This is a genomic window from Rhizobium sp. FY34, from assembly GCF_005222845.1.
Classification (GTDB): Bacteria; Pseudomonadota; Alphaproteobacteria; order Rhizobiales; family Rhizobiaceae; genus Neorhizobium.
Genome location: NZ_STFZ01000036.1, coordinates 138054 through 162469, shown reverse-complemented (window position 1 = coordinate 162469; position 24416 = coordinate 138054). Strand labels below are relative to the sequence as shown.

Below are 24416 nucleotides of genomic sequence, written 5' to 3'. Positions count from 1 at the left end.
GATTTCGGGTCCTGTCGCAAATTTCCACGTTCAACATCCTATCCGCATTGGGCATAGGATTGCGCTTCACATGCCGCTGACGTTCATCTGAACAAGCCAAACTCGTGTATGGGACAGTTTAGGTTTGCGTCACGGCAAACCCAATATTACGACACCTATCAAGGCTCGCATTTTACCTCTGTCGATTTCCCGGTAACACACCCGCAACACAGAAGAGAGAGGAAATCGCCCCTTCGAAAAATCGCAAGGGCGCTTGACGAAACAATCCTGCCAGAGACCCTACGCCAAACACGATCAAACGCCGCAGCGACCACTATCTAGTTCTGAGGGCTTTTTCTGCCCTTGAACGCTGAACGCGATCGGATGGAAGTTTGCACAGGTAGCGCTATGGTCCCTGCCGCCATATCGCGCCGAACCACAACGTTTGGACCAATCTTGCAATTGTCACCAATCGTCACTCCGGCGGAGATGAGAGCACCAGTAGCAATCACACAGCCTTTACCAATACGAACATCACTGGAGATCATTGCGTGCGGTAAAATCGCGGTAAAATCGCCAATTTGGGCGCGAGCTCCGATGCAATTATAGGCAAAGAGATGCGTATGGACCCCGATGACGGCATTGGTTACGAGGGAAAACGGACCAATATAGCTTCCTTCGCAGATTGATGAATATCGTGATACAACCGAATTCGGAAAGATGAAGCTTGGCCATCGGCAGTTCGCCAAAGCTGGTCGTTCACGTACTTTCTGCGCGATCTCGGGATCGGTGATCGTAAGGAATGCATCAACCTCTTCACCGGCAACGCTATCGATTGTCCTCACTTCTTTTCCCAGAAGCAAACCGCTCGGTTTGTCGTCGACGACATGGCTGATAGTTGCGCCTGCATCCTCGAAAATGCCCATTAGGTTGTTCGCATTCCGGCCCGCTCCGACGAAAACCACATTCGGCACAACCGGAGTGAATGGAGAAGAAGTGCGTTTTGGTGGCTGCATCAATTTTCCATTTTGTAATTATGATCTAACTTGGCTGGATCGATTCCAACATTTGCATCCTCTAGCAGCACCCTCGTGAGCAAATGTCAGAATCACAAGAACCACTAGCGGAAGCCTGTGCTTGTAATTTCATTCCAAAGGAACCGCGAGCTCATGTTTCCATCATGCTATTAATATTTTTGTATCGCGCACAGGCGGACATCTAGTCTATTCAGAATAGTCAGGATTGGGAGGTATTTTTGATTATTGTTCTAACCTACGGGAAGGTTTTCACCACGTCTTTGGCCGAGACGCTCGCAGTCAGTTTTCCCGGCAACGTATACAAGTCACATTCTCTCCAACCTTTCTTTCCAAGGCTCGTTCAAGACTATGAATCTGTTGCTAAGGTCGATATATCCGGCCTGCATAAGTCAGTCAGTAATTACGAGCTTTCGAAACGCATGGATCTTGCCGATAGACGCGGTGAGGTTGTTACGTTTGTCAGCGGCGTCCGCGATCCCATTGCGCGCAGCCTTTCCGTGGCAATGCAGCTTTATCATGAATTGTTTGAAGAGCCCTCGGACTGGGACAACTCACCAGAGCTAATTGCGAAACGTATTTCGCAACAGATCGTCGATCTTTGGCAGACTGAGACTGTCGGCTACGATCCCAAACGGCTTTTGGCCGAGGCGACGGTCCGCTTCCATCTGACCTGGTTTCAGCAAGAACTCGCCACCCCATTCGGATTTGATGTATTTGGAACAGAATTCGACAAAGACCGGGGTTATACGATCTACACCAACGGCAATAAGCGCCTGTTACTGTTTCGCTATGAGAGTGGGCCTGCGGCGGTTGAACGGGGATTGTCCGAACTTTTCCAAAACCATAACTTTCATTTGTCTCACGCCAATTCCGGTGATGAAAAGCACACCGGTTCAATATACCGAGAGTTGCGGAAATGCTTCAAAATGCCGCGAGCAACCTTGGAAACGATCTATGCCAACCCCTCAGTCACGCAATTCTATACTGACGAAGAAATACGTCTGGCCGTCGATTGTTGGGCCGAAGATCCGTCACCCCTGGATGTGCGCAGTGTCGGCCAGTTGGAGCAAACTGACGTCACAGCTGTAAAGTCAGCACAGATCGTCAAGTTCAAGGCAACGGTTGTTATTCCACTATTTAATAACGCCGCATTCATCGGTGAGTTGCTCGACAGTATATTTTCTCAATGGCTACCGGAACTTGAATTGCTCGTTGTCGATGATGCGTCAACGGACACGGGGCTTGACATCGTCATGCAAAAACTCGCAACGCGCCCCGACATTGCCTCCACTATCCTTAGCCATGAGACAAATTGTGTTCATGCCACTCTTGCCGATATCGCAACACATGCGAGGGGCCAGATTATCATCCAAGCCGACAGCGACGACATTATGCTGCCGGGCAGGATCGAGAAAACCCTGAAGACATTTGACGACAATCCCCTTTGCCGTTTGGTAACAAGCAACGCGCTGATGATTTCGGAAACAGGCATCCCCATTGGGATGTTTGACATCGACCCCCAAGCCTTAGTAGTCAAGCGACCGGATGATACTGTCAGGAAATGGGGATCGTGGTGGATCGGCGCAACATCAGCCTTCCACCGCTCCGTCCTCACTGCTTTTGAAACCGTTGACCCCGAACTGTGCCCTTACGGCTTCGACCTCTTGTCACCATTGCGCGCAACATTGATCGGGACCCACCACCACCTTGCAGAACCTTTGGTTGCATGGCGACAGCATCGTAAGAATTCGCATCGTCTGGCGGGCACCTTCAGCAATCAACTCCAGCATCAGGAACGCAATTTTGCTATTGAGCTGATGGCGCTTGCACAGAGAATACGTGATGTGGAGTGGATTCGGAAGACGCGTTACTGCGTAACACCCGAAATCATTGAGGACGCACTTAATCTATCTCAAGATCTATTCTTTCAGAAATTCGAGATCTGGTCACGGGTTCGCAACAAAATGGCTGCGACAGCGAATGGCGTCGCGCTCAATTCCGACGGACAGGTTGGACTAAAGCCTCCGCCCGGTATTCCCGCAATCATGACTGTGTTGCCGGGACATAAATATCAGATGCGTGGTGGGTCGCCGATTTCCAATGCCCTTGCCACGTGGCGTGGCTTCCATACACCTGAAGAAAAGCATATCTGGACCTCCCGGTATGCTGCTGTTGCGCTCAGAATTTCCTCTCCGGATGTCAAGGTATTGGCGATAACATTGGGAGGCTCGTTGTTCTTTCCGCTACAGAAAGTCAGTATCAGCATTAACTTCGGAAAGCCGACGGAGGTGCAGCCTCCACAGGTTGGTCAAGAGGTTTTCCATATACCGCTGGATCAGGATTCGCTTGGTTCAATGCCATGGGGCAAGGATCTGGTCGTCCTCACAATCTTCGTCCCAGGGGCAGACGCGCCAGTCAATAGAAACCCGGATCATCCCGATGCTCGGGTCTTGGGAGTTGCGCTCTTCGCACTGGAGCCGGTTACGCATTTGGGAGGGCTGGAATGCGCAGAATAGTGCGAAGCTTGAAAACGCCGCATTCGCTCATGTTCCGGCACAGATTTCAATAGCATCGGACTTTAAACAGAAACAGCGAATTGGCTTGTTCAACGAATATTGGCTGGTGGAACGAATTTGACATTTGATATCCATGTGCGACTCGCGCTTCGAGCAAATGTCAAATTCGAAAATCCCACTCAAATCATAGTCTTGATAGTGGTTCACTTGATTCCGACATTTGCTCGCGAGGGCGCAGATAAGGGATGCAAATGTCGCAATCGAGCCGCCAGGAGGGACTCCGCGCCAAGCCGTATTCAAGTGGACATCTATCGGGTATTGTCGATTGTGTTGAGGCAGCATTGCCCCCATGTTCGGCGCACCATGGAGAGCCAATCGCATTGGTCATGCATGCAAGATGAAGACTGTCTTGTATTCAATGGAGACGGACTTTCAGCGATGTTGCGAAATGAATATTCCTGTTCAGCGCGCATGTAGTTTGGGATGAACAATTTGCGACAACTTATATTTAGGTCCACCAATATCGATGTGTTTGCTGTCGAATGCACAGGCTCAGACACGGTCATTGTTACATTCGACGCTTTTTCGGACGCTTTTAGTCAAGAGCGGCAGGGGTTTGGCGAGGCTTACTTTAAGAAAATTGGCGTAACCGCCTACCATTTTATTCATAAGCACAATCTCTGGTACAACTTCCCGGAGATGGCTGAGGCTCTGGTGCTGGTTAAAAGTCGGATCTCTGCTGGGCAATCGATTGTCACCTATGGAGCGAGCATGGGTGGTTATGCGGCGTATCGCTCATCAGGCTTACTCGACGCCCGCAAGGTCATCGTCTTTTCTCCCCAATATAGTGTTGATCCGAATCTGGTGCCCTGGGAAAATCGATGGCGAGAAACAACTAAAAATTGCACGCATTTTATGGATAGTTTGACGATCAACACTCGGTCCGAGATCTATCTATTCTATGACCCTGGAACCAATGATGCCAGACACGCCGAACTGATCAGTCAATATGGCTCATGCCTGCACATTCCGGTGCCATATAGCGGGCACTATAGTATAGCCATGCTGCAACAAATTGGGCTGCTAGATAGTACAATTCGGAACATTATATATGGAGATTTCGATGTTTCGACGTTGCAGAAAGAAATTTTTGCGAACTCGGATAAATCTGCGCATTTCCTACTGAATAAAGCGAAAGCCTTGCCATATAGCGCTAAAAGACAACGATTGGCGCTCCTATACAAAGCCGCTGCACTTTGTGAATCTGAGCCAGAATACGAATTGTTTCTGGGAAAAATACTTGTTGACTACGGTCTTTGGAATGAAGCTAAGGAGGCCTACCATCGTGGGTGGAAAAAGAAGCCCGATTCTCATCTGGGTTTGCTCAGCTATCTTGGCTTCCTGAATTTATGCGAGCGATACGCTGAAGGACTCATTATTTTTGACATGATTAGAGCGCAGGCGCCAGATTTCGCTGATGCTGTTGGTCTAAAGATAGAAAAGTTTGATCAATACCCATTTGGAAGAAACAGATTTCTCCGTGGTCTGAGATCAGTGCGGGGCCTTTTCTCAACAATTTCCATCCGCTAATTCTGCCCCGGACATCATTGGCGGAATTAAAGTCTGTCATACACACGGAATACTGCCACTATTGCATCGTGCAGTAAATTGGACACTTCGAATTGAACAAGAAACCGTGATTGGAACGGTATAATTGTGCTACACTCGAAATAAAATCCGCCGATCCGGAAAATACTCTCTCGACATGGAATACCTACCGGAACTACTGACTCTCGCGTCGCTGCCCTTGGAAATTCCATTGACTGGTTTTACCCGCATCCCGAACCTACCCGTACTACTCGCCCTCATAGGGCTTCGTCACTCTCCTCAAGGGAGCTTCAAGGTGATCTTTGATAACACGACGGTTGCGCTCGATCTTTGCCAGCACCTAGCAGATGGTCGTCGGTGAAACTTAAAACTCAGCAGCAAGTGCGGCAGGCGTCGCTCCCTCGCGTCTTTTCTGTTCGATCAAAGCATCCGGCTGGCCTTTGAGGACCCCTGAACATTGAAGGGGCACAAACATACGGTAGGCTGATTAAAGGTGAGCGGGATTGGTCGGAAGCCGGTATCGTCGAACGTGGGCTTTTCTTCCCATAGGTCTCTACTAGGTCTCTACGCAAGCTCAGGCGTTTCGGCGGCGGCCCTCCAAGAGGTCGAGAATGGCGCGGGCGGCGTCGAGCACATTTGTGCCGGGGCCAAAGACGGCGGCGACGCCTGAGTCCAGCAGGAACTGGTAATCCTGGCGCGGGATGACGCCGCCAACCACGACGATGATGTCCTTGGCGCCCTTTGCCTTCAAGGCTTCGACAAGCTGTGGGGCAAGCGTCTTGTGTCCGGCCGCAAGCGACGACATGCCGACCACCTGAACCTTTTGCGTCACAGCCAGATCCGCCGCCTCTTGCGGCGTCTGGAACAGCGGGCCGGCCACGACCTCGAAACCGATATCACCGAAGGCCGAGGCAATCACCTTGGCGCCGCGATCATGACCATCCTGGCCAAGCTTTGCCATCAGCATTGTGGGGCGAATGCCGGTGGCCTTGGCAAAGATGGCGAGACGGTTGGTCAGGTTTTCATATTCGGGATCGCCCTCATAGGCCGGGCCATAGATATTGGAGACCACGTCCGGCACGGCGACATGATCGCCAAACACCTGGCGCATGGCATCGGATATCTCGCCAACGGCACCGTAAACTTAACGCGGGGCGGGTACGATTTTGGATCCTGCCTTCGGTCAGGCGGCGTGCAGGCGTGCGATCTGGCGCCATGTTTCCATGGCTGTTGCTCGCAGCTCACGATGATGGGTGGATGAGATGTCGTGACGGGGAATGTGAAAGAAGTTGGCAATCGGGTGGTGGATGGAAACAAAGCGTTGAAGCTGCCTTGCTGACTTGAAGCGTTTCATGATCCTCTCACGCCTTCGGATCGGCTGATGGGAGTTTTCCGCCCGATTGTTCAAGCCTTTGTACGAGCGATGTTCGACACTGGGCATGATGTCGCGTTTTGCGGTGCCATAGGACCGGAGCTTGTCGGTTATCAACACACGGGGCGAACGACCTTGCCCTTTCAGAAGCTTTAGCATCAAACGCTTTGCAGCTTTGGCATTCCGGCGGCTCTGGACCAGAACGTCAAGGACGAAACCATCTTGATCGACGGCACGCCAGAGCCAGTGTTTCTTGCCGGCGATCGTGATCACAACCTAATCGAAGTGCCATTTGTCACGGAGCTTGCCGGCCGATCGCCTTCGGACATCATTGGCAAAGTGTCTGCCAAATTTCTCCGCCCAGAGCCTCACGGTCTGGTGAGAGACGATTATGCCACGCGCTGCCAGTATATCCTCGACCATGCGCAGACTGAGCGGAAAACGGAAATAGAGCCAAACGGCATGGGCAATCACCTCTGCAGGAAATTGGTGGCGGCGATAGAGAGGATCACGGGCAAGTCTGGTCATGCCGACAGATCCCACATTTTGCTCGACGACCAGTTAACGTTACAGTGCCGCCGGGACTGAACACCTAACCCGCGCATAGAGTTAACTGCTATGAAACGTCCCATTAGGTTCTAGACCTTCATTGGTTGCTGTCTCACACCTCAAAATCGACCCAAGTGACACAATGCTTTGCGTCTCACAGCACGACGATCGCTTGTCTGTGACTCAACTATAGGTATAGTAGAACCCACGGCGGTGAAACGGCGTGAGTGACACGATCATTGAAAGAGATACCGGGCGGTAAGCGCACTTCGATATCATCGACTTCGTCCCGGCTGTGCGTCCCAACCAACCCTACAAAATCAAGGCGACAAGCGAAGGGGATATTTGCGAATGACGGCGCATTACGCAGGGTTCATGCCGGGCAAATTCTCAACGACCAAGAGTGGTCAGAGCGCCTACCACGTTCCCATCAAGACGCCGCCTGGGACGGCCAAGATGAAGCCGTCCATTGCGTTCTCCTATGTGGGCAACCAACGCAACGGCCTCCTGGGCGTTGGCTTCACATTAAGTGGCCTGCTGACCATCGAACGAATGGGGCAGACGATGGCGCAGGACGGACAATGGACCGGTGTCGATTACTCTGCGAACGATCGATTCAATCTGGCCGGAGAGCGCCTAGTTGCGGTCAGCGGGGTTTATGGCGCATCCGGCACGGAGTATCGCACCGAGCGTGAGTCGTGGGCCAGGGTTGTCTCCTATGGCGACCGCGGCGGTGGGCCACAATGGTTCGAGGTCACAAGCCGCAGCGGCCGAAAGATGCTGTTCGGCTCGGAACCTTCCGCACGCGTTCCAATCCTGGGCGGCGAAACGGTTCGGGTCTGGGCGCTCAATCGCGTTACGGACCTAAACGGCAACTACTACACCGTGTCCTATGAGCTCGACGAGGCCAACGGCGCTCACCGACCAGATTCGATTGATTACACCGGCAACGATACTGCGCCACTCGCCTTGATCCCCAACCGGCGCGTGGAATTCAGCTATGAGGACCGCCCCGACCCGATCCGCGGATACCGTGGCGGCTACTCCTACAGCCAGACGCAGCGCCTCAAGTCGGTCGCCACCTATGTCGGCCCCGACCTGGTCCGAACCTATTCGCTCGGATACAGAGATTCGACGCTGACCCGCCGCAGCGAACTCGAAACCATCACGGAATCCGACGGCGAGGGTTTGTCCCTGCCGCCGCTGACGCTGACCCGGCCCCTTGAGCCTTCATCGTGGTTAGCGCCACCGATCAGGCTCCAGGCCGCGCCCGCAGGGGCGATCCCTGAGACTTACACGTCTCTGACGGGAGATCTTACAGGCGATGGTCGCACCGACTTGATGCTCTTCTGGACATCCGGCGACTCGGCGCTGCTCGCATACGCCGTTTTCCTGGCGCAGGCCGACGGCAGCTACGCCGCGCCGGTGATCAACACCACGCCCTGCTCGATGGCGGGGGGACAGTTTGGGCCTGTCCCGGTCGATATCAGCGGGAGCGGCCGCTCGGATCTTGTTGTCTTCTATATGCAAGCGAACCAGCTCGCCTGTTCGACCTTGGTTTGGGAGAATAGCGAATTCACGGTGTCGGATCCGACTCCTCTTCAATTCGATAGCCTGCCCCAGGGGCTTGTTCCGCAGGTGGTACCGATTGATCTGACCGGAGACGGAAAGAGCGATCTGTTCATCCCATTTTCCAACGCTAATCAGATGATGTCGTACTACATCCTCACATCAGATGGCGCGACCTATTCTCCGCTTGGAACCGTACAGTCCCTCAGCATTCCAATGGAGAGCAATTACTCGTCGATGATCTTTGCAGCGAATATTTCCGGATCACCCAGGCAGGAGATCGTCTGCGGCACCAGTGGTCTCGACACGAATGACATCTACGTACTGAGCTTCGATGGAGAAAGTTTCTCCGCGCAGAGTCCACTTCAACTGGACTGCGGAGTCGGTGACGGAAACTATCTGTTCCCGATCACCTCGACGGGTGGCGGCCTGACCGACGCCGCCTTCGTCTGGCAGGACGCCACGATGCGCCTATCGCTCAAGGTGCTGGTCAGCGATGGAACGCGGATCGTCGAGCCCGTCGAACCGCAACCCATCCTCGATCTCGGCCAGAATGCGCCGGCGATCTCGCCGGTCGACCTCACGGGCGACGGCCGCACGGACCTTCTCCTGTATGCGTTGGACGGGGCGGGCAACACCGTCGTGACGCCCTATCTGGCAAGCGGTGGCTCCTTCGTCGTTCAAGCGCCAATTCCCACCGGCCTCAACATCCAACCCTTCGCGATCGCGACGCCGGACATCTGCGGGATAGGAAAGAGCGATCTGTTGATTGCGGCCGCTGACGCCTCCGCGGGGCCGGCGCTCCAGTTCCATGTTTTCCGATCGTCCGCGCCCAGGCTCGGCCTGGTCGAGACGATCAGCAATGGCGCCGGCGGAACCATCTCGATCGCTTATCTCCCGACGACCGATCCGCGGGTCTATAGCGACACCCAGGCCCCATCGACAGACGCCAAGCTCGCGGGACGCGGCTCGGCTGCGGGCGTCGCGCCAGTGCAGTTCGGCTCGGCCGCTGGCGCCACCGCAGCTAGCGCTGTCAGGCATGTCATCGATATCCCGGGGAATCTCGTCTGGAGCGTGACGACCGCCGACGGCCGGGGACATTGCTACGCCAAGCAGCACCATTATGCGGACGGGCTTGTCTCCCTTGAGGGCAGGGGCTGGCTCGGGTTTGCAAGCTCAGCGGTAAGCGATCTTGATACGTCGTCGACGCATCAGGCGACCTATCATCAAGGCTTCCCCCTCACTGGAATGACCGCCACGGAATTCGTTGGCCGGACTGGATCGCCTTCGCCGCTCCGGTTGCGAAACTATGAGTATGCGGTCACATCAGGGGCGACGGACAAGGTCTTTATCGCACAGCTGCATCGACGGACAACGACCATCAATGCCGATTTCTCCACCGACGCTGCCTCGTACAGCGAAACTCATGGCTATGACGATTTCGGCAACCAACTGACGACGAGCTATGTCAGCGGCCCGCCCGGGGGCGCAGCCGACCTCTTTGCGACCCGCACCTTCGACAACGATAAGGACAACTGGTGTCTCGGGCTGTTGCGCAGCCTCGTCGTGTCCAGTGACGCGGCGGGCCTCGAGGTGCTGCGAAGAAAAGAACTCACCTACGATCCGGTCACGAAGCAACTTACGTCCACGAGCCACTGGAACTCTAGCGATCCGGGTGACAGCCCGACCTTCGCCTACGGCTACGATCCCTTCGGCAACCGGACGTCCGTCGCCGCCAGCAATGGTGCGCTGACGACCTGTGCGTTCGAGCCGGACACGGCCTACGCCTATCCCCGCACCCGCACGCGCAAGGCGTCGGGCAGCGTCGATCTCGTAGACACCTATGCCTACGATCGGCGCTTTGGAGTCAGCACCACGCACATCGACGCGAACGGCAATGTGCGATCGCGAACACTCGATGGCCTTGGCCGGATCGCCCAAACCTTCATTCCCGGGCCAAGCGGACCCGTGACGTTCACGACGATCAACCGGCAAAACGATCCGGCCGGCGGCTATTTGGAAACATCAACTCAGATCCAAAGCTGGGATGGCACGCTGAGCAAGGTTCGGAGCCGCCGTTTCGACGGGCTCGGCCGTCTCTACTCAACCACCTACGAAGGGCAGGGAAATCCGCCCGCCGCGCCACGGACCATGGATCGGAGGTTCGATAGCAACGGCAGGGTGGTGGGACAAACGCTGCCCTATCAGGTTGGTCAGCCCGTACTGTGGGCCACAAAGGCGTTCGACCCCCTCGGACGTCTGGTCGAGCAGGTAAGGCCGATCGGCGAAGGCGAAAATGCGGTCACCAACATATGGTACAGCGGCATCGATCGGACCATCGTTCGCGGCCAGGATTCGCCCGACGCTGTCACGACATTTGAGCGCGCGCAGTTCTACAATGGGCGGACGCGCGTGGTCGAACGCCGCGACGAGCTGGGGCGCTCAACCTATTTCCAGTTTGACCCGCTTGGCAGGATCACGTCCGTAACGCCGCCCACAGGCTTGGCTCAGACGGTGAATTATACTTCGCTTGGCACCAAATCGTCGGTTTACGCTCCGGAGATGGGACAGGCCAATCTCGCGTTCCACTACGCCAAGCGGCGCGTGAGCGTGACCTACGTCAATGGCGGCGGGTTCGAGGTGGAGCAGGACCTCCTCAAACGGCCGGTCAATATCTCGCTCCCGGGCGACGTGACCTATGCTCTGACCTACGACGGGCTGGGGCCAGGCAATCGACTGGGTCGGCTTACAAGCGTCACCGCGTTTCGCCAGGATAGCAGCGAACCGCTTTATAGTTGGCGTCTGCAATACGATCCCTCCGGCCGCCCGGCACTGTTACAGTTGACAATCCTTGGCGAGACGCTTGAGCAGCAGCGCTCCTACACTCCCGCGGGACTCATCGCGGCGTTGGTCTTCCACGACAAGGAAAGCACGCACTACAGCTACGACGGTCTTGCGCAGATCCGGAAGATGACCTTCCGGCAGGCGGATGGGCAGGAAAAGCCGATCGCGACCTACGACGCCTATAATGCTTTTGGACTGCCGGGGACGAGCCTCGCCGGCAATGGCGCCCAGCGACAGTGGCTCTATACGGGGCGCGGCCTGGTCCAAAGTCATCGGGTCGTTGGGCCGGGCCCAGATGGGGCGGTGCTTCTCTCGCGGTCGTTCGCTCATGACACGTTTGGCCGTATCCGCAGTGTGAAGGACACCGCGACAGGACGCGTGCGCGACGCGTTCGACTATGACGAAGCCGGGCAGTTGCAGGCGTGGACCGACTCCGAAGGCTCCGTCGCTCAGGTCCGGTTCGACGCAGGAGGAAACGTGCTCGCAACCGGCAGCCGTACAATCGCCTACGACGGCTCGACCCTCATCGTCACGCCAGCGACCGGCGAGCCTTACAGCCTCAGCTACGACAAGCTGGGCAACCGGAGCTCGACCAGCCAGGCGCCGGCGCAAACGTTCAAATACGACCAGATGAATCGGCTGATCGCCTCCGGACCGGTGGAATTGATCTACGATCACAATGGCCGCCGTCTCGTGAAGTCCGGCAGCGACGGCCGCCGGGCGATATACCTAACGCCCGACGACATCATCGATTCAAACGGATCCGCGGTCACGCGCGTGAAACTGCTGCGCGATCCCTATGGCGTCGCAGCCGTCATCGAGACCCCAAGCGACGGCCCGCAGCGCGCCTATTTCCTGGAGCACGACCACGTCGCCAGCACAATCCTCGTGACCGGGGACAATGGCGCCGCGATCGCCGAGCCCCGATATGAGCCCTTCGGACGGCTGCTCAACCCCAACCCCATGCTCAGCCCCTACATCCCTGGATTTGGCGGCCAGCCATTCGATCCGGAAACCGGCCTCGCCTATTTCAACGCCCGATATCTCGATCCCGACATTGGGCGCTTCATAACCGCCGACACCCAACTAGGGGGCGGGTTGACGACCACCAACGCCCTGAACCGATACGCCTACGCACTCAACGATCCGATCAATCTGGCCGATCCGAGCGGCCATGCGGTCTGGGAATGGATATTGTCGTCCATCGCGAGCGTGCTGGAAATCGTTGGGGGGGCCGCGCTCGCTGCGTTGGGCGCCGAGACCGCGGGGCGCGCACTAATCGGCGCCGGCGTCGGAGGGCTCGCCTACGACGTCCAGGGGGCGGCCCGGGGACAGGACTTCAGCCTCGGAGCCTGGGCGGTAGCTGAGGGCATGGGCGCGGTGGCAGGCATCTCCATGGGTGCCAGCGCGGAACCGGCTGGCGCGGCGGTGGCCATCGAAGATGCGGGAGACGCCCAAGAGTTTTTCGAATCCGAGTCCGAATCTGGATCTTCATCTGGATCGGCATCCGAATCCGCGTCTGATTTGGTGTCTAGATCCGAGTCTGAATCCGAAACGCGCTCGGAAATTCCTCAAATTCCGCTCGATGGAACCAACTCTGCGCCGCAGCTCCAAGAGTCGGAGCATTTCGACTTTGACGGGGACAACGGGGAGACGAAGATCATTGAACCCAGTTTTAGAGGCCTTCCGAAAGAACTCCGAGACAAAATTTTTGAGCATTTTCTAGATGTCGAATTTGACGCGATCTTTGACGGGCCTGGCGATCCATATCTCGGTGAAAAATATGAGTTCTTTGAATAGGGACCTCCGCGTCGCGGGCAATAGCCCGTTGCTGCAGCGATTGTGGGGTGACGGAGAGACCGAAGTTAGCAATCTGGATCCAAAATACAGGGGTCCGCGCATCTTGCGTTGCGACGTGCATGGATTGCTGCAACTCAACCTGTTAGGATAGCCTCGATTCTGGGAAGGAGATCAAGCATGCGCCCTAAATACCGTATTGCGCTGTCGGGCCGGCGCGGCGCCTTCGTCGACCGGGTGGCCCGCGAGCTCGGCCCCGTCACGGCGATTGGGGCGGACGGTTGGCTGGAGGACTGCAACGCGGTAATCGTCGATTGCACCGACGCGTCGCTGCCCCGCAACCCGGACGACTGGCGCCGGGCGCTCGACCAGGGAAAGCCGCTCGGACTCTTCGGCATGCACAGCGAAGACCAGGCCTTGCTGGCCCAGATAACCGGGCGTCCATTGAGTGGATCGATCCGAAGCCTCTTTGTGCGCGGGCCATCGCCGGGTAGGTCCGAGCGCTACACATTCACGATCGTTCCTCCGTATGAGGAGACCATGGAGCCGGTCGATGCGGTCGCCATGCTCGCAAGCCGAGTATTCACCAGCAGCCCAGTGCCGGTCAACCCTCCAGAGGCGATCAACAACCTCTGGCCGGTCGATTCGCAATATGGCGCGCTCTTCGCCAGCCGCCGGACCATGATATCCGGGTGGCAGGCCGTGGGGGTCGGGCCGTTCGATAATTCCCAGGTCACGTTCAACGCCGTCGGCCACTTCTTCCGCGCCAACGGCGATGGAGGCGACCAAGCCTATCACGTCATTATCCTCAGTCGCATGAGCGGGGTCATCGGACTTGCCCCGACCGACGCCACTAGGTTTGGATTCGGCCTTAGGGTAATGCCAAGCGACGCGCCGCAAAATGTCTATTCAACGCAGCCCTCGGGCTACAACTCGCCAGGGCCGCCGCCGAATTGGGGGCCGTTAGGGGAATATATCTGCACCAGCTTCGACGATGTGCAGATTCCCGTCATCGGCACGCTGCCGGGCAACTCCAGGCAGGAGACGTTCATCCTCACCCCGTCGTTCACCGAGTACCGCAACACTGTGACGACGCCCGGCATCGATAATTTCTTTGTCATGGCCGGCGATTCCACGACCTATAGCGACGTCCAGTTCAACATGGCCGATGATTTTGTCGGCGACGAACCATCGGCGGCGGGTCGATTCCCAGCACGACCTAACGACGGAAACATCGAATCCGACACGGATGCTTTTGTCGTGATCAGCTATTTTACATTCACCAATCCAAGTGTGGTCAATTTCACTTTCAAATTGGGCTTCTTCTTTTGGACCCCCGTTGGGAACAGCGGCGTGCGCGTGGACACCAGCTTCCAAACGCAGACGGTGCCCATCGACCTCGCGGTTGCGACGAAGCTCGCGCCTCTGAACTGACGGCCTGAGCCAAGTCGCCGAAGGCCAAGCGGTGTCATCGTCAACTTAACACGAAGAAGGGCACCGTCAACTTAACGGAATGTGGAATTTGGTGTGCAGCATCGTAAACTTAATGGATGCAGGGCCAGCCGAAAGACGCTGTCCGCAGATATTTCTCATGCTCGGGCACTATTCGCCCACAGGCTCATCGCCTCCGCGCGCAGTTCGCGATGATGGCCGGAGGTTATGTCGTGGCGCGGAATATGAAACAGGTTGGCGATCGGATCGTGGATGGAGACGAAGCGTTGTAGATGTCGCCGCGATTTGAGGCGCTTCATGATCCGCTCTCGCCGCCGGACTGGCTGGTGAGAATTCTCCGCCCGATTGTTCAACCCCTTGTGGGAGCGATGCTCGACACCCGGCATGATCTCTCGCTTTGCTGTGCCGTAGGATCGCAGCTTGTCTGTGATCATCACCCGCGGCGATCGTCCCTGGCCCTTCAAGAGCTTGCGCATCAGGCGCTTGGCGGCCTTGGCATTTCGGCGACTTTGCACGAGAACGTCCAACACGAAACCATCCTGATCCACAGCGCGCCACAGCCAATGCTTCTTGCCACGGATTGAAACGACGGCTTCATCGAGATGACACTTGTCCCCAAGTCGACCGGATGATCGACGACGGATCTCGTTGGCAAAGGTGCGGCCGAATTTCTCCGCCCACAGCCGGACGGTCTGATGCGAGACAATGATCCCGCGGGCAGCTAGCAAGTCCTCGACCATTCGCAGGCTCAGAGGGAACCGGAAATAGAGCCACACGGCGTGAGCAATGACGTCAGCGGGAAAGCGGTGTCGGCGATAGAGTGGATCACGGTCTGTCATGGCCCGTCATTCGCACATCAAATTCCAAATTCAGTTAAGTTGACGGTGCCTGGCGGCATAATCGAGGCGGAAATCCACTCAGCAAAACGCCCGAAACTGTTCAAAAAATCTGAGCCACCTCTGACTGCACCGTCCAATGGAGATTCATGCAACAAATGCCTTGATAGCCGGGCCGTTCCACATATGCGCCAGAGACAAACTGCCGCGGCGGCGAAGGCCCGCCTCATATTCCACCCAGTTCGTCACCTGGAACTGCTTTTTACCAATGTGATGTCGGCGGGTGGCGTTATGTTTATGCGGCATGCTGGATCAATCTTACTACTGTCGATCGCAGCCACACAGTTGCAAAACGTTGATATTTGGTCTCCGCACCAACGCCCCCTAATATTAGAGCCGTACAACCTTTCCATCAGTTGTCATCGGCACACCGTCCAGCGACAACGAGCAGGCTCTCAGCGGAATGTCGAGATGGCACGGGGTATCGCGCGTGCCGCCCGCTTCCGTGTTCGGCCCCGTCGAAAACAGGAAATTGCCGGCAAAGGACCGTGCGTCCATGCCAAGCCCTGCTTCCGGATTGTAAAGGCCAAGCGTGGTCCAATGGGCCCGCGGCTCCAGGCCCCAGCCGACATGTGCCATGGCAAAGGCGTCGGGATCATCAAAGCTGTCCATAAAGCTCTTCATGTATTCGGCCGTGAACCCGCCATCGATCCGGGTGACGAAGCCTTTTTCCACCGTCAGCGTCACCCGTTCACGGGCATACATCTTGAACGGCAGCAGGATATCGCCCTCGTCGATGACGATCACGCCTTCCGATGTCTGCTCGTCCGGCCAGGTCGCCACGAAGCAGCTCGGCCAGTGGTCCCAGCGGCCGGGCCTGTCGGCAAGACCATATTGCGTCAGGACCGGATATTGCCCAACCGCGCAACGGAAATCGGTGCCAGCCTTGGATGTTACCGTCATGACCTTTGCTTTTTCCAGGATTTTTTCAGCCGCCAGCACCCGCGCCTTGCCCTCCGGCGTCGGCATCATGCGCAGCATGACTTCCGGCGGCTCGACGGCCAGCAGCATCCGGCTTCCCGTTTCCAGGATTTCTGCCTGCTCCGGCGAAAACAGCAATTGCATCGTGTCGATAATCATGTCGCTGGCCTTGAGGGCGGCCAGTGCCGTCGTGTTGAAGGCCAGCGGCGTCTTGCCGACATAACCGGATTTGTCGCGGCTGAGCGCCCTCTCGCCATTGATCGGCGGCAGGTTTAACAGCGTGATGATGCCACCAAGCTGGGTCGCTGCAATGCGGCAGGTCGACACGATCTGCGGATTGGAATCATCGCTGGTCAGGATCGTCACCTGCTCGCCAGCCTTGACATTGCACATTTCCAGCACGTTTTTCCAGGCGATGACGAAATCCGCGTCGCTGATGGCCATGGGTTAAGACTCCTCGAAATGGTTGGGCGTTTAATTTTCAAGCTTGACGAATTTTCGGTCAAAGTGAACGAGCGGCGCGCCATCTGAGAGGCGGACATCCAGAACTCGGCCGAAAAAGACGGTATGTGAGGCTGTCTCGACACGCTCGGTGATCTCGCAATCGATATTGGCGAGCGCGCCGTCGAGCGCCGGGGAACCCGTTGTCAACTGACTCCAGGAGAAAGCAGCAAAACGGTCTGCCCCCGCCCTACCCGTCTGTCCGGCAAAATCGAGCGCTGCCCCCTCGCCTTCGCTGGCCAGAATATTGACGCAGAAGGCGCCATCCTTCTCGATCGCCTGATGCGCCTCGCCGTTTTTGTTGACACAGACCAGAATGGTCGGCGGATCCATGGTGACGCTGGAAATGGCGGTTGCCGTCAGCCCACGGCGGTCTTCGCCCTGGCCGGCCGTAATCACGCCAACGCCGCTGGCAAAGCGCCGCATGGCGCCTTTGAAGGCGTCGATCGGAGGATCCAGCATGGTCGAAGCCGCAGAGGAGGTCGTGGTCTCTTGCATGAATCAATCCTTCCAAATCGGGATACGGGCGATCTGCTTCATGATGAAGGGGCCGCAAAGAACAACGACGAGCATGCGCACGGTCTGAAAGGCCAGAACGACGGCGACATCGGCATGGCCGGTGATTGCCACGATGGCCACCGTTTCGATGCTTCCGGGTGCCGTGGCCAGGAAGGCCGTCAGCATGTCGATCGGCAGAAACAGCCGGAGCGCCGTGGCAAGAATCGCACTGAGCGCAATCAGCAGCAGGCACGACACCATCACGACGGGCACGATCCGCACCACATGCGACAGAGAATCGCGGGTGAACTTCAGCCCGACTTCCAGCCCGATAATGGCGAAGGTCAGCGACACGGAGGCCTCAAGCAGCTCGATGTGAAAGATACCGGATGCTTCGAGACAAGCGCCGACAACAAGCGGCACAAGCATGGCAGCGGCGGGGATCCAGCGCATCCTGGCGGCAAAGGGCGCAATCAGCGCCAGGAGCGCCGACAAGCCAATGGAGATCCAGGACGGAGCATCGATCGGATTTCCTGCAAGCTCGAGAAAGGGCGCATTGGGCAGGAAATGGGTGATCATCGAGACGGCGAAGATCACGCTGGCCAGCCTTGTATACTGCATCAGGGCCACCACACGACCATCGATGCCGCGTTCCTGGGCAATAATGACCATGGCGCCGGACATTCCCGGCAGGCTGCCGAGGATGGCTGGCATCTGCGCCACCCCGCCCCAGCGATTGATCGACCAACCAACAAAAAATGCCGATGCCAGTGTCAAGGCGGTGAACAGGATCAACAGGAGCCAGTTTGCCGAAACGTCCACAAGGATGGACGGTGTCAGGCTGCGGGCAATGAAAACACCGGCGAATCCTTGCGCCAGGATGTAGACGATACGCGGCATGCGCAGCTGTGTTCCGCCCACGCCGAAGACGATGCCGGCAATCATCGATCCGAGCAGTGCGGCGGCGGGAAAACCAACCAGGGTCAGGACAAAGGCCAGCAGAGCTGCCAACAGGATGAGCCCGGCCCAGGACAGGGCCTTGCCGCCTTGGCCTCGCCAGCCTTGCCGCTCGATATCTGCAATGCTCATGCGAACGGACCACCTGCAAAGGCAATGGCGCGCTCGACGAATGCGCCGACATGCAGGAGCCGCGCATCATCGCCGATACGGCCGACAAGCTGGACGCCCACCGGCAGGCCATTGGCCGATATCATCGCAGGAACGGTAACGCAGGGTGCATGCAGAACTGTCCAGGGACTGTTGAACACCGGCGCGCCGGTGGCGGTAAGGCCTTGCGGCGCTGTCCCCGGGGCCGGCAAGGTCATCAGGACATCGACCCCATCCATGAGGACCGCGAAGGCCTTGCGGCATTCGACGATCGCCTCGCAGGCGGCCTCATAGTCCGACACGCTGACCTTGGCTTTTTCGGTCAGAAATTCGCAGGTGACAGGCGTCAAGTGGTCCCAGAGCTTGAGACGTTCATGGGCAAGTGCGCGGGTGACCTCCCAGCCCATGATCGACGCATGCAACTCGTGCAGGCTGTCGAACCAGTCCGGCAGGCCAAGTGTCACCACCACGCCGCCTACCGCCGAAATCCGGCTGGCTGCCTGGTCCAGGGCCAGCATGGCCTCCGGCCCTGCCTGATCCATGCGCGAGGGAACCAGAAGACCGATCGTCGGGCTGGGTGGAATATCGTCGATGACAAGCCGCGAGCGGCCCGAAAGAGCTGCCGCACACCAGGCGGCATCCGTGACGTTCCGGGTAATGATACCCAGCGTGTCCAATTGATGGGACAGAACCTTGATTTCGGCGGCATCCAGCAGACCGAAGCTCGGCTTGTAGCCAACTACCCCGCAATAGGCGGCCGGACGAATGATCGAGCCTGCGGTCTGGGTGCCAAACGCCATCAACGCCATGCCGGCCGACACGGCGGCACAGGAACCGCTCGACGAGCCGCCCGGCGTATGGGTCGGGTTATAGGGATTGCGCGTCTTGCCGGGGCTGGCCATAGCGAATTCCGTCGACACGGTCTTGCCGAGAACCAGGGCGCTATCGGCCCGGCTCAGCGCCACGCAGGGCGCATCGCAGGCTGGCCGAAAGCCTTCATAGGCCGCCGAGCCATAGCCGGTCGGCATGTCAGCGGTGTCGATGACATCCTTGACGCCAATCGTGACACCGGCCAGCGGACCTCTCGGTCCCGCCTTGTCCAAGGCATGCGCGTCAGCCAGCACCTGCTCCGCATCGAGATATTTCCAGGCCAGGACATCGGCCTCATGGGCCTCGATCTGCGCTAGATAGGCTACGGCGATCGCGGTGACCGATAGTCTGCCGGCATGAACCGCACTCACCACGTCGCTTGCGCCAAGCGCCAGAATCTCTTTGGATGACAACCTGCTCATTTTTTCTCCTTGCCAGTGCTAGGCCGGCAAATGGCCTGGACGGCGATGAAACCACGGCCGGGCGCGCTCGATCTGGCCGGCCAGTGAAAACAGCAGCTCTTCGCCACCAAAGGCAGCCCCGAGATGCACGCCGATTGGCAGGCCGGATTGCGATTGACCGAAGGGCACGCTCATCGCCGGGCAGCCCGACGCATTGAAGGCGCATGTAAACGGCCCATGCGACCAGAACCGGTCGTAAAAGCCGTCCAGATCGCCGCTGCTGGCCATCTCGCCGATCAGCGGCGCAAGCTCGCCGGTCACCGGCGACAACAGAACGTCGTAGCGCTTGAAAAACCGCCCGAGCGCCCGCGCCGTCTGATGCAATTGATTGACCGCCGACAGATATTCGACGCCGCTGCGCTGTAATCCTTCGCGCACCCATTGCGCATTGACCGGCTCCAGTTCCGAGACCGGATCGGCCAGACCGAGCTGCCGGCCTCGGGCGAGAACAGCCGGCGCCACATTGACGCCGGCGATCACCCGCCAAGCCGCCTTCAAGGCATGCGCATCATATCCGGCATCGTCGACCAGTTCGACATGATGACCGAGTGACTCCAACATCCGCGCCGCCTCTTCGGTGCTGTTGACTATATCGGGATGGACCGGCGTTCCGAGCGGCGACGCCAGCGTCAGGCCGATGTGCAAAGGCCTGGGGTCACGGCTCACCGCTTCGAGAAAGGTTCCGCCGGTCGCCGGCGCCGCATATGCATCGCCGATATCTTGACCGGACGAGATATCCAGCAAAGCCGCATTGTCTCGAACAGTCCAGGACAGCGCATGCGGTGTCGACATGCCGGCAATGCCCTCCACGGCAACCGGTCCGAGCGGATTGCGCATGCGGCTCGGCTTGAACCCGAACAGACCGCAATGGGAGGCTGGCAGCCGCGTCGAGCCGGCTCCATCCGACGCATTGGCCATCGGCATGATACCGGCCGCGACCGCCGCGGCAGATCCACCAGAGGAGCCGCCGGGACCATGGTCGGTGTTCCAGGGATTTCGGGTGACGCCGAAGGCGGCCGGCTCGGTCGCAAAACTCAAAGCGAATTCCGGCGTATTGGACTTGCCGAGAATGACGAGGCCGGCGGCTTTGTAGCGCCCGGCCAGCGTGCCATCGCGGTTTGAGACAGCGTCGACGAACAGGCTCGAACCGGTCGACAGGATCATATCCTTGACTTCGAAACCGGTATTCTTGATCAAGAACGGTACGCCAGAAAACGGGCCATCCGGCAGGCCAGCGGCGATGGCCTCTGCGGCAAGGTCGATATGACGGTGCACGACCGTGTTGAGAACAGGATCGAGCGCCTCAATGCATGCCACCGCCGTTTCCAGCAGCTCGAGCGGCGTGACCGCTTTGGTTTGTACCAGCTCAGCCAGGCCCAGGGCGTCGTAGCGCTGGTACTCTTCGAATGTCATGGGCATCACGCAATCTGGGCCAGAAAGTCGGCCTTGTCCCAAAGATCCTGTGTTTCAACGAGCTGTCCATCGGAGATCTTGAAAAGATGCAGCCCCGGCAGGTCCACAGGCTTGGCCGCAGCATTCTCCGCTGTCGGCCTCGACGCCACATGGCCCGCCATGGTGTAGATCACGGCAATGCTATCGCCTGAACGGATCCGCTCGCGCTCGCGCCAGGCAACATCGGGCATCATCTGGAAAAAACCCTGCAGGCCGGCCTGAAGCGCGTCGCGGCCCATCCGGGTCTTGCCCATTGCCACTTCGACATGCCGTCCGTCGTCAGAATAGAGCGCTGTGGCGGCCGCAGCATCGTGGCGGTTGTAGCAATCATAGAACTGGTCGATAAGCTGATCGTGAGACAACATGGCGCATCTTTCGGTCGAGCCGGCCTGCGGCTGCCAATGCGATAAAGGATGGGACAAGGCGCCAAGCCGCGCCTTGTCCGTGCTGTGAGTGATTACCAGTCCATGCCGGCCAGTTTCTTGACCTGCGCCACATAGCCGTCGCGCTTAACTTCATCGAACAGGCGGGCGCGCAGACGCGGCGCCGGGCTGGCATTGACGTTTTCAAACAGGGCAACGCGGCCGGCAAGGGCGCTCGCGGTCATGTCCCAGATGAAGTTCATCAACAACTCCTTCTGCATGGCCGACACGCCATGACCCGGCAGCAGATCCTTGAGATGATGACCGATCTCCGGGTTCTCGTAGGCCGCCTTGCCGAACCGCATCACCAGTCCCTGCCCGCACATTTCCTGCAGGATGTGGATGATACGCGGATAGTTCTGGATTGAGTAAAGCCGTCCCGCCGTCAGCATGCCGACATCCGGCGCCATGACATCGGCTTCCGTCGGCTTGGCCTTGGCTTCGGCGGCATAGATGAAGGCGCGCAGCGTCTGGGCATATTCGATCAATTCGCCGAGCATCATCTGCACGGCCGGGATCTTGTCTGTGCCGAGCACCTCGATCACCATCTGGCCGGCACCGACGAACAACTCCGCCTTGACCGCAAGACGCGTCAGCACGTGCCAATGGGCAAAGACGCAGACCGGGCCATACCATTGCATGGCCGAGGGATCGCCCAGATTAAAGATGCGGTCGGTGGGCACGAACACATTGTCGAAAACGATGAACTGGTCCGCTTCTTCGCCGCGATGGCCGATCGGATGATCGAAGGGATCCGAACCGGGCTGCGAGACCATTTCGCGCGATATCATCTTGATGCCCGGCGTGTTGATCGGCACCGAACCCCAGATGCAGGCATCCGCCGGCGTCGACTGGATGCCGCCGAGATTGGTGAAGAATATCTCATTGGCCTGCGCGGCGATGGAGCCGACGGTCTTGGCGCCGGAGATGCGGATGCCGCCTTTTTCGACCGACTTGACCCGCAACAGAGAACCTTCGGCAGCCTTCGGATCGGAACGGTCGGTCTGCGGACCAGCCAGGCTTTCCGACGCCGTCAGGTTGTTTTCGCGGCCGAACGCGATATAGCGTTCGATGTTTTCGGCAAAATCCGGGCTGCAGCCGTCGATCAGCGATTTCTTCGCCTTGAAGGTCGGCAGATAGGCGGCCAGACCAACGGCGATAGCCGGCGCCAGATCCGGCGGACGCCCGAACGTGCCGCCCGTCTTCAGGCTGGTATATTCGATCATCTTGCGGCGATCCTCAAGATCGTCCTTGGTCCGCGGCACCTGCCAAGAACGGCTGACGATCTCATTGGTCGTCGGCTCGACATAGGTGGTGGCATCCGCATATTCGTCCGTGAACTGGTCATCGAACATCGATGCGAGAAGATCGATGCCCGCTTTGAGTGCCGGCTCGTCGGTGACTTTTTCAACGCGCTTGCCGCCGACCCAGAGCTGCCGCCCATCATCAAGCGATGCCTTGAATTCTTCGCCTGTCTTCAGGCGGGTGACGAGTTTCGTTTTGGTGGCTGACAGTGTGCTGACCATTGGTTTCTCCTAAACCCCTCAAGTCGGACGGCATGTTTCAGATTGTGTTCGTCAGACGATCGACAACCCATCATGTGCGTCAGTGTAGCTCGGCGGCCCATCGGGGGCCGACGCAATCAAGGTAACGCTGCCAACCATTTAAAATCAACCAGAATTATTGGTTGGAACTTTTTTTGATCTGCCTGTTAATTGGGCGTTTCAGTAAATATCGCCAATGTAATGCGCATAATTCGTCATTATACGACCGATATGTGCAATATCATCGCCATTCAGGCACAGAACGCCAAACTTCTCTGCCTGTTTTTTATCCGGATATTTTTCCATTTTCGACCGGAATTAATTCAACCAAAAAATATTGGTTGAATATTTGTTGACCGCTTTCAAAGCCTGATTATAGTCCTCCGTCAGACAGGATATCCGACCAAAAACGGCTGCTGGTTGACGTCCTTTCCGCAGACCGATTGATCGTGACGTCAAGACAGCGGAGTTTTCGATGACACCTCTCCCGTATGAATTGAGCAGCAAGCGGCACGCCGCAGGTGCATCAGTCCTGACGGCAGAGAAGTTCGTGCGGTTTGGAGATGCAGGTCATCATGATCGCCTCGACCCTGACGCCGGCCCGCCGCTCAAAGGTGATTTCGCTTCGCGTTTGCCAGGACTTTCCGGCGACGCCGCACCAAAGTCGCTCGACCGGCATGCGATCTTCAAGCTGATTGAGCAGATAGACCGCTCCGGTCGACTGGTTCTGCCACAGGATGGCCCGCAGATCGGCGCCGGGCTGCACTGTGCCGATCGGCTGGGAATACCAATGGGCCAGCGTTGCGCCACAAGCGATCGGTGTTTCACTGGCGTTCTTCATCGTGATGCTGATTTCCGACAGACCGTTGGCGCCGCGCTCCAGTGGCGTGGCGAGAGCCAACTGCGCCTGCAAGGAAACGACGACCGCGACAGTGAATGGAATATATCTCATGGAAGGCTCCTTCTATAATTTGGACAAGGCCTAGCATCGAGATATTTTCATGTAAATAAACTAAATAAA

14 protein-coding genes and 3 pseudogenes are annotated in these 24416 nt (G+C 57.7%); 4 read left to right on the top strand and 13 right to left on the bottom strand.

All coding sequences use genetic code 11. From position 1 onward, the window contains the following. Positions 1–317 precede the first annotated feature (317 nt). The gene (locus E8M77_RS21915; RefSeq protein WP_137132741.1) at positions 318–995 is read right to left on the bottom strand and encodes a hypothetical protein; all 678 of its coding nucleotides are present in this window, start codon (positions 993–995) and stop codon (positions 318–320) included. A gap of 239 nt (positions 996–1234) precedes the next feature. Here E8M77_RS21915 and E8M77_RS21910 point away from each other — a divergent pair, with 239 nt between their 5' ends. Beyond that, a complete protein-coding gene (locus E8M77_RS21910; RefSeq protein ID WP_137132740.1) occupies positions 1235–3532 on the top strand; it encodes a glycosyltransferase in 2298 nt (765 codons plus the stop codon). 492 nt (positions 3533–4024) lie between these two features. Beyond that, positions 4025–5122 carry a hypothetical protein gene (locus tag E8M77_RS21905; protein ID WP_137132739.1) on the top strand — a complete coding sequence of 366 codons (1098 nt, stop codon included), beginning with the start codon at positions 4025–4027 and terminating at the stop codon, positions 5120–5122. A 592-nt stretch (positions 5123–5714) separates the two neighbouring features. Here the strand turns inward: E8M77_RS21905 and E8M77_RS21900 are convergent. Together E8M77_RS21900 and E8M77_RS21895 are read right to left on the bottom strand one after the other, a co-directional pair. Continuing rightward, positions 5715–6272, bottom strand: a pseudogene (locus tag E8M77_RS21900) (cobalamin-dependent protein); the annotation flags it as partial. Between the two features lie 51 nt (positions 6273–6323). Further along, a pseudogene (locus E8M77_RS21895) lies at positions 6324–7040 on the bottom strand (IS6 family transposase). Positions 7041–7412: 372 nt separating this feature from the next. Between E8M77_RS21895 and E8M77_RS21890 the strand changes: the two are divergent. Continuing rightward, complete coding sequence (locus tag E8M77_RS21890; RefSeq protein ID WP_137132737.1) at positions 7413–13274, top strand: RHS repeat-associated core domain-containing protein; 5862 nt, start codon at positions 7413–7415, stop codon at positions 13272–13274. Between the two features lie 177 nt (positions 13275–13451). Then, complete coding sequence (locus tag E8M77_RS21885; RefSeq protein ID WP_137132736.1) at positions 13452–14705, top strand: hypothetical protein; 1254 nt, start codon at positions 13452–13454, stop codon at positions 14703–14705. Positions 14706–14860: 155 nt separating this feature from the next. Here the strand turns inward: E8M77_RS21885 and E8M77_RS21880 are convergent, their stop codons facing one another. The 10 genes and pseudogenes from E8M77_RS21880 to E8M77_RS21835 all read right to left on the bottom strand — a co-directional run bounded on the left by E8M77_RS21880 (position 14861) and on the right by E8M77_RS21835 (position 24347). Continuing rightward, a complete protein-coding gene (locus E8M77_RS21880; protein WP_137132735.1) occupies positions 14861–15562 on the bottom strand; it encodes an IS6 family transposase in 702 nt (233 codons plus the stop codon). A 189-nt stretch (positions 15563–15751) separates the two neighbouring features. Then, positions 15752–15865: pseudogene (locus tag E8M77_RS21875) on the bottom strand (IS5/IS1182 family transposase); the annotation flags it as partial. An 84-nt stretch (positions 15866–15949) separates the two neighbouring features. Continuing rightward, positions 15950–16984 (bottom strand): 2,5-dihydroxypyridine 5,6-dioxygenase, encoded by a 1035-nt coding sequence (locus E8M77_RS21870; protein WP_137132734.1) that lies wholly within the window; start codon positions 16982–16984, stop codon positions 15950–15952. Positions 16985–17014: 30 nt separating this feature from the next. Further along, a complete protein-coding gene (locus tag E8M77_RS21865) occupies positions 17015–17539 on the bottom strand; it encodes a flavin reductase family protein (RefSeq protein ID WP_137132733.1) in 525 nt (174 codons plus the stop codon). A 3-nt stretch (positions 17540–17542) separates the two neighbouring features. Then, a complete protein-coding gene (locus E8M77_RS21860) occupies positions 17543–18628 on the bottom strand; it encodes an AbrB family transcriptional regulator (protein ID WP_137132732.1) in 1086 nt (361 codons plus the stop codon). Next, a complete protein-coding gene (locus tag E8M77_RS21855) occupies positions 18625–19938 on the bottom strand; it encodes an amidase (protein WP_137132731.1) in 1314 nt (437 codons plus the stop codon). Before E8M77_RS21855 ends, E8M77_RS21860 begins: the two co-directional genes overlap by 4 nt. An 18-nt stretch (positions 19939–19956) precedes the next feature. Further along, entirely contained in the window at positions 19957–21390 is a 1434-nt protein-coding gene (locus tag E8M77_RS21850) for an amidase (RefSeq protein ID WP_205910511.1), read from the bottom strand. A 5-nt stretch (positions 21391–21395) separates the two neighbouring features. Beyond that, positions 21396–21794 carry a nuclear transport factor 2 family protein gene (locus E8M77_RS21845; protein ID WP_137132729.1) on the bottom strand — a complete coding sequence of 133 codons (399 nt, stop codon included), beginning with the start codon at positions 21792–21794 and terminating at the stop codon, positions 21396–21398. A gap of 92 nt (positions 21795–21886) precedes the next feature. After that, the gene (locus tag E8M77_RS21840) at positions 21887–23377 is read right to left on the bottom strand and encodes a 4-hydroxyphenylacetate 3-hydroxylase N-terminal domain-containing protein (protein ID WP_137132728.1); all 1491 of its coding nucleotides are present in this window, start codon (positions 23375–23377) and stop codon (positions 21887–21889) included. Between the two features lie 544 nt (positions 23378–23921). Beyond that, the gene (locus tag E8M77_RS21835; RefSeq protein WP_137132727.1) at positions 23922–24347 is read right to left on the bottom strand and encodes a hypothetical protein; all 426 of its coding nucleotides are present in this window, start codon (positions 24345–24347) and stop codon (positions 23922–23924) included. Positions 24348–24416 lie beyond the last annotated feature (69 nt).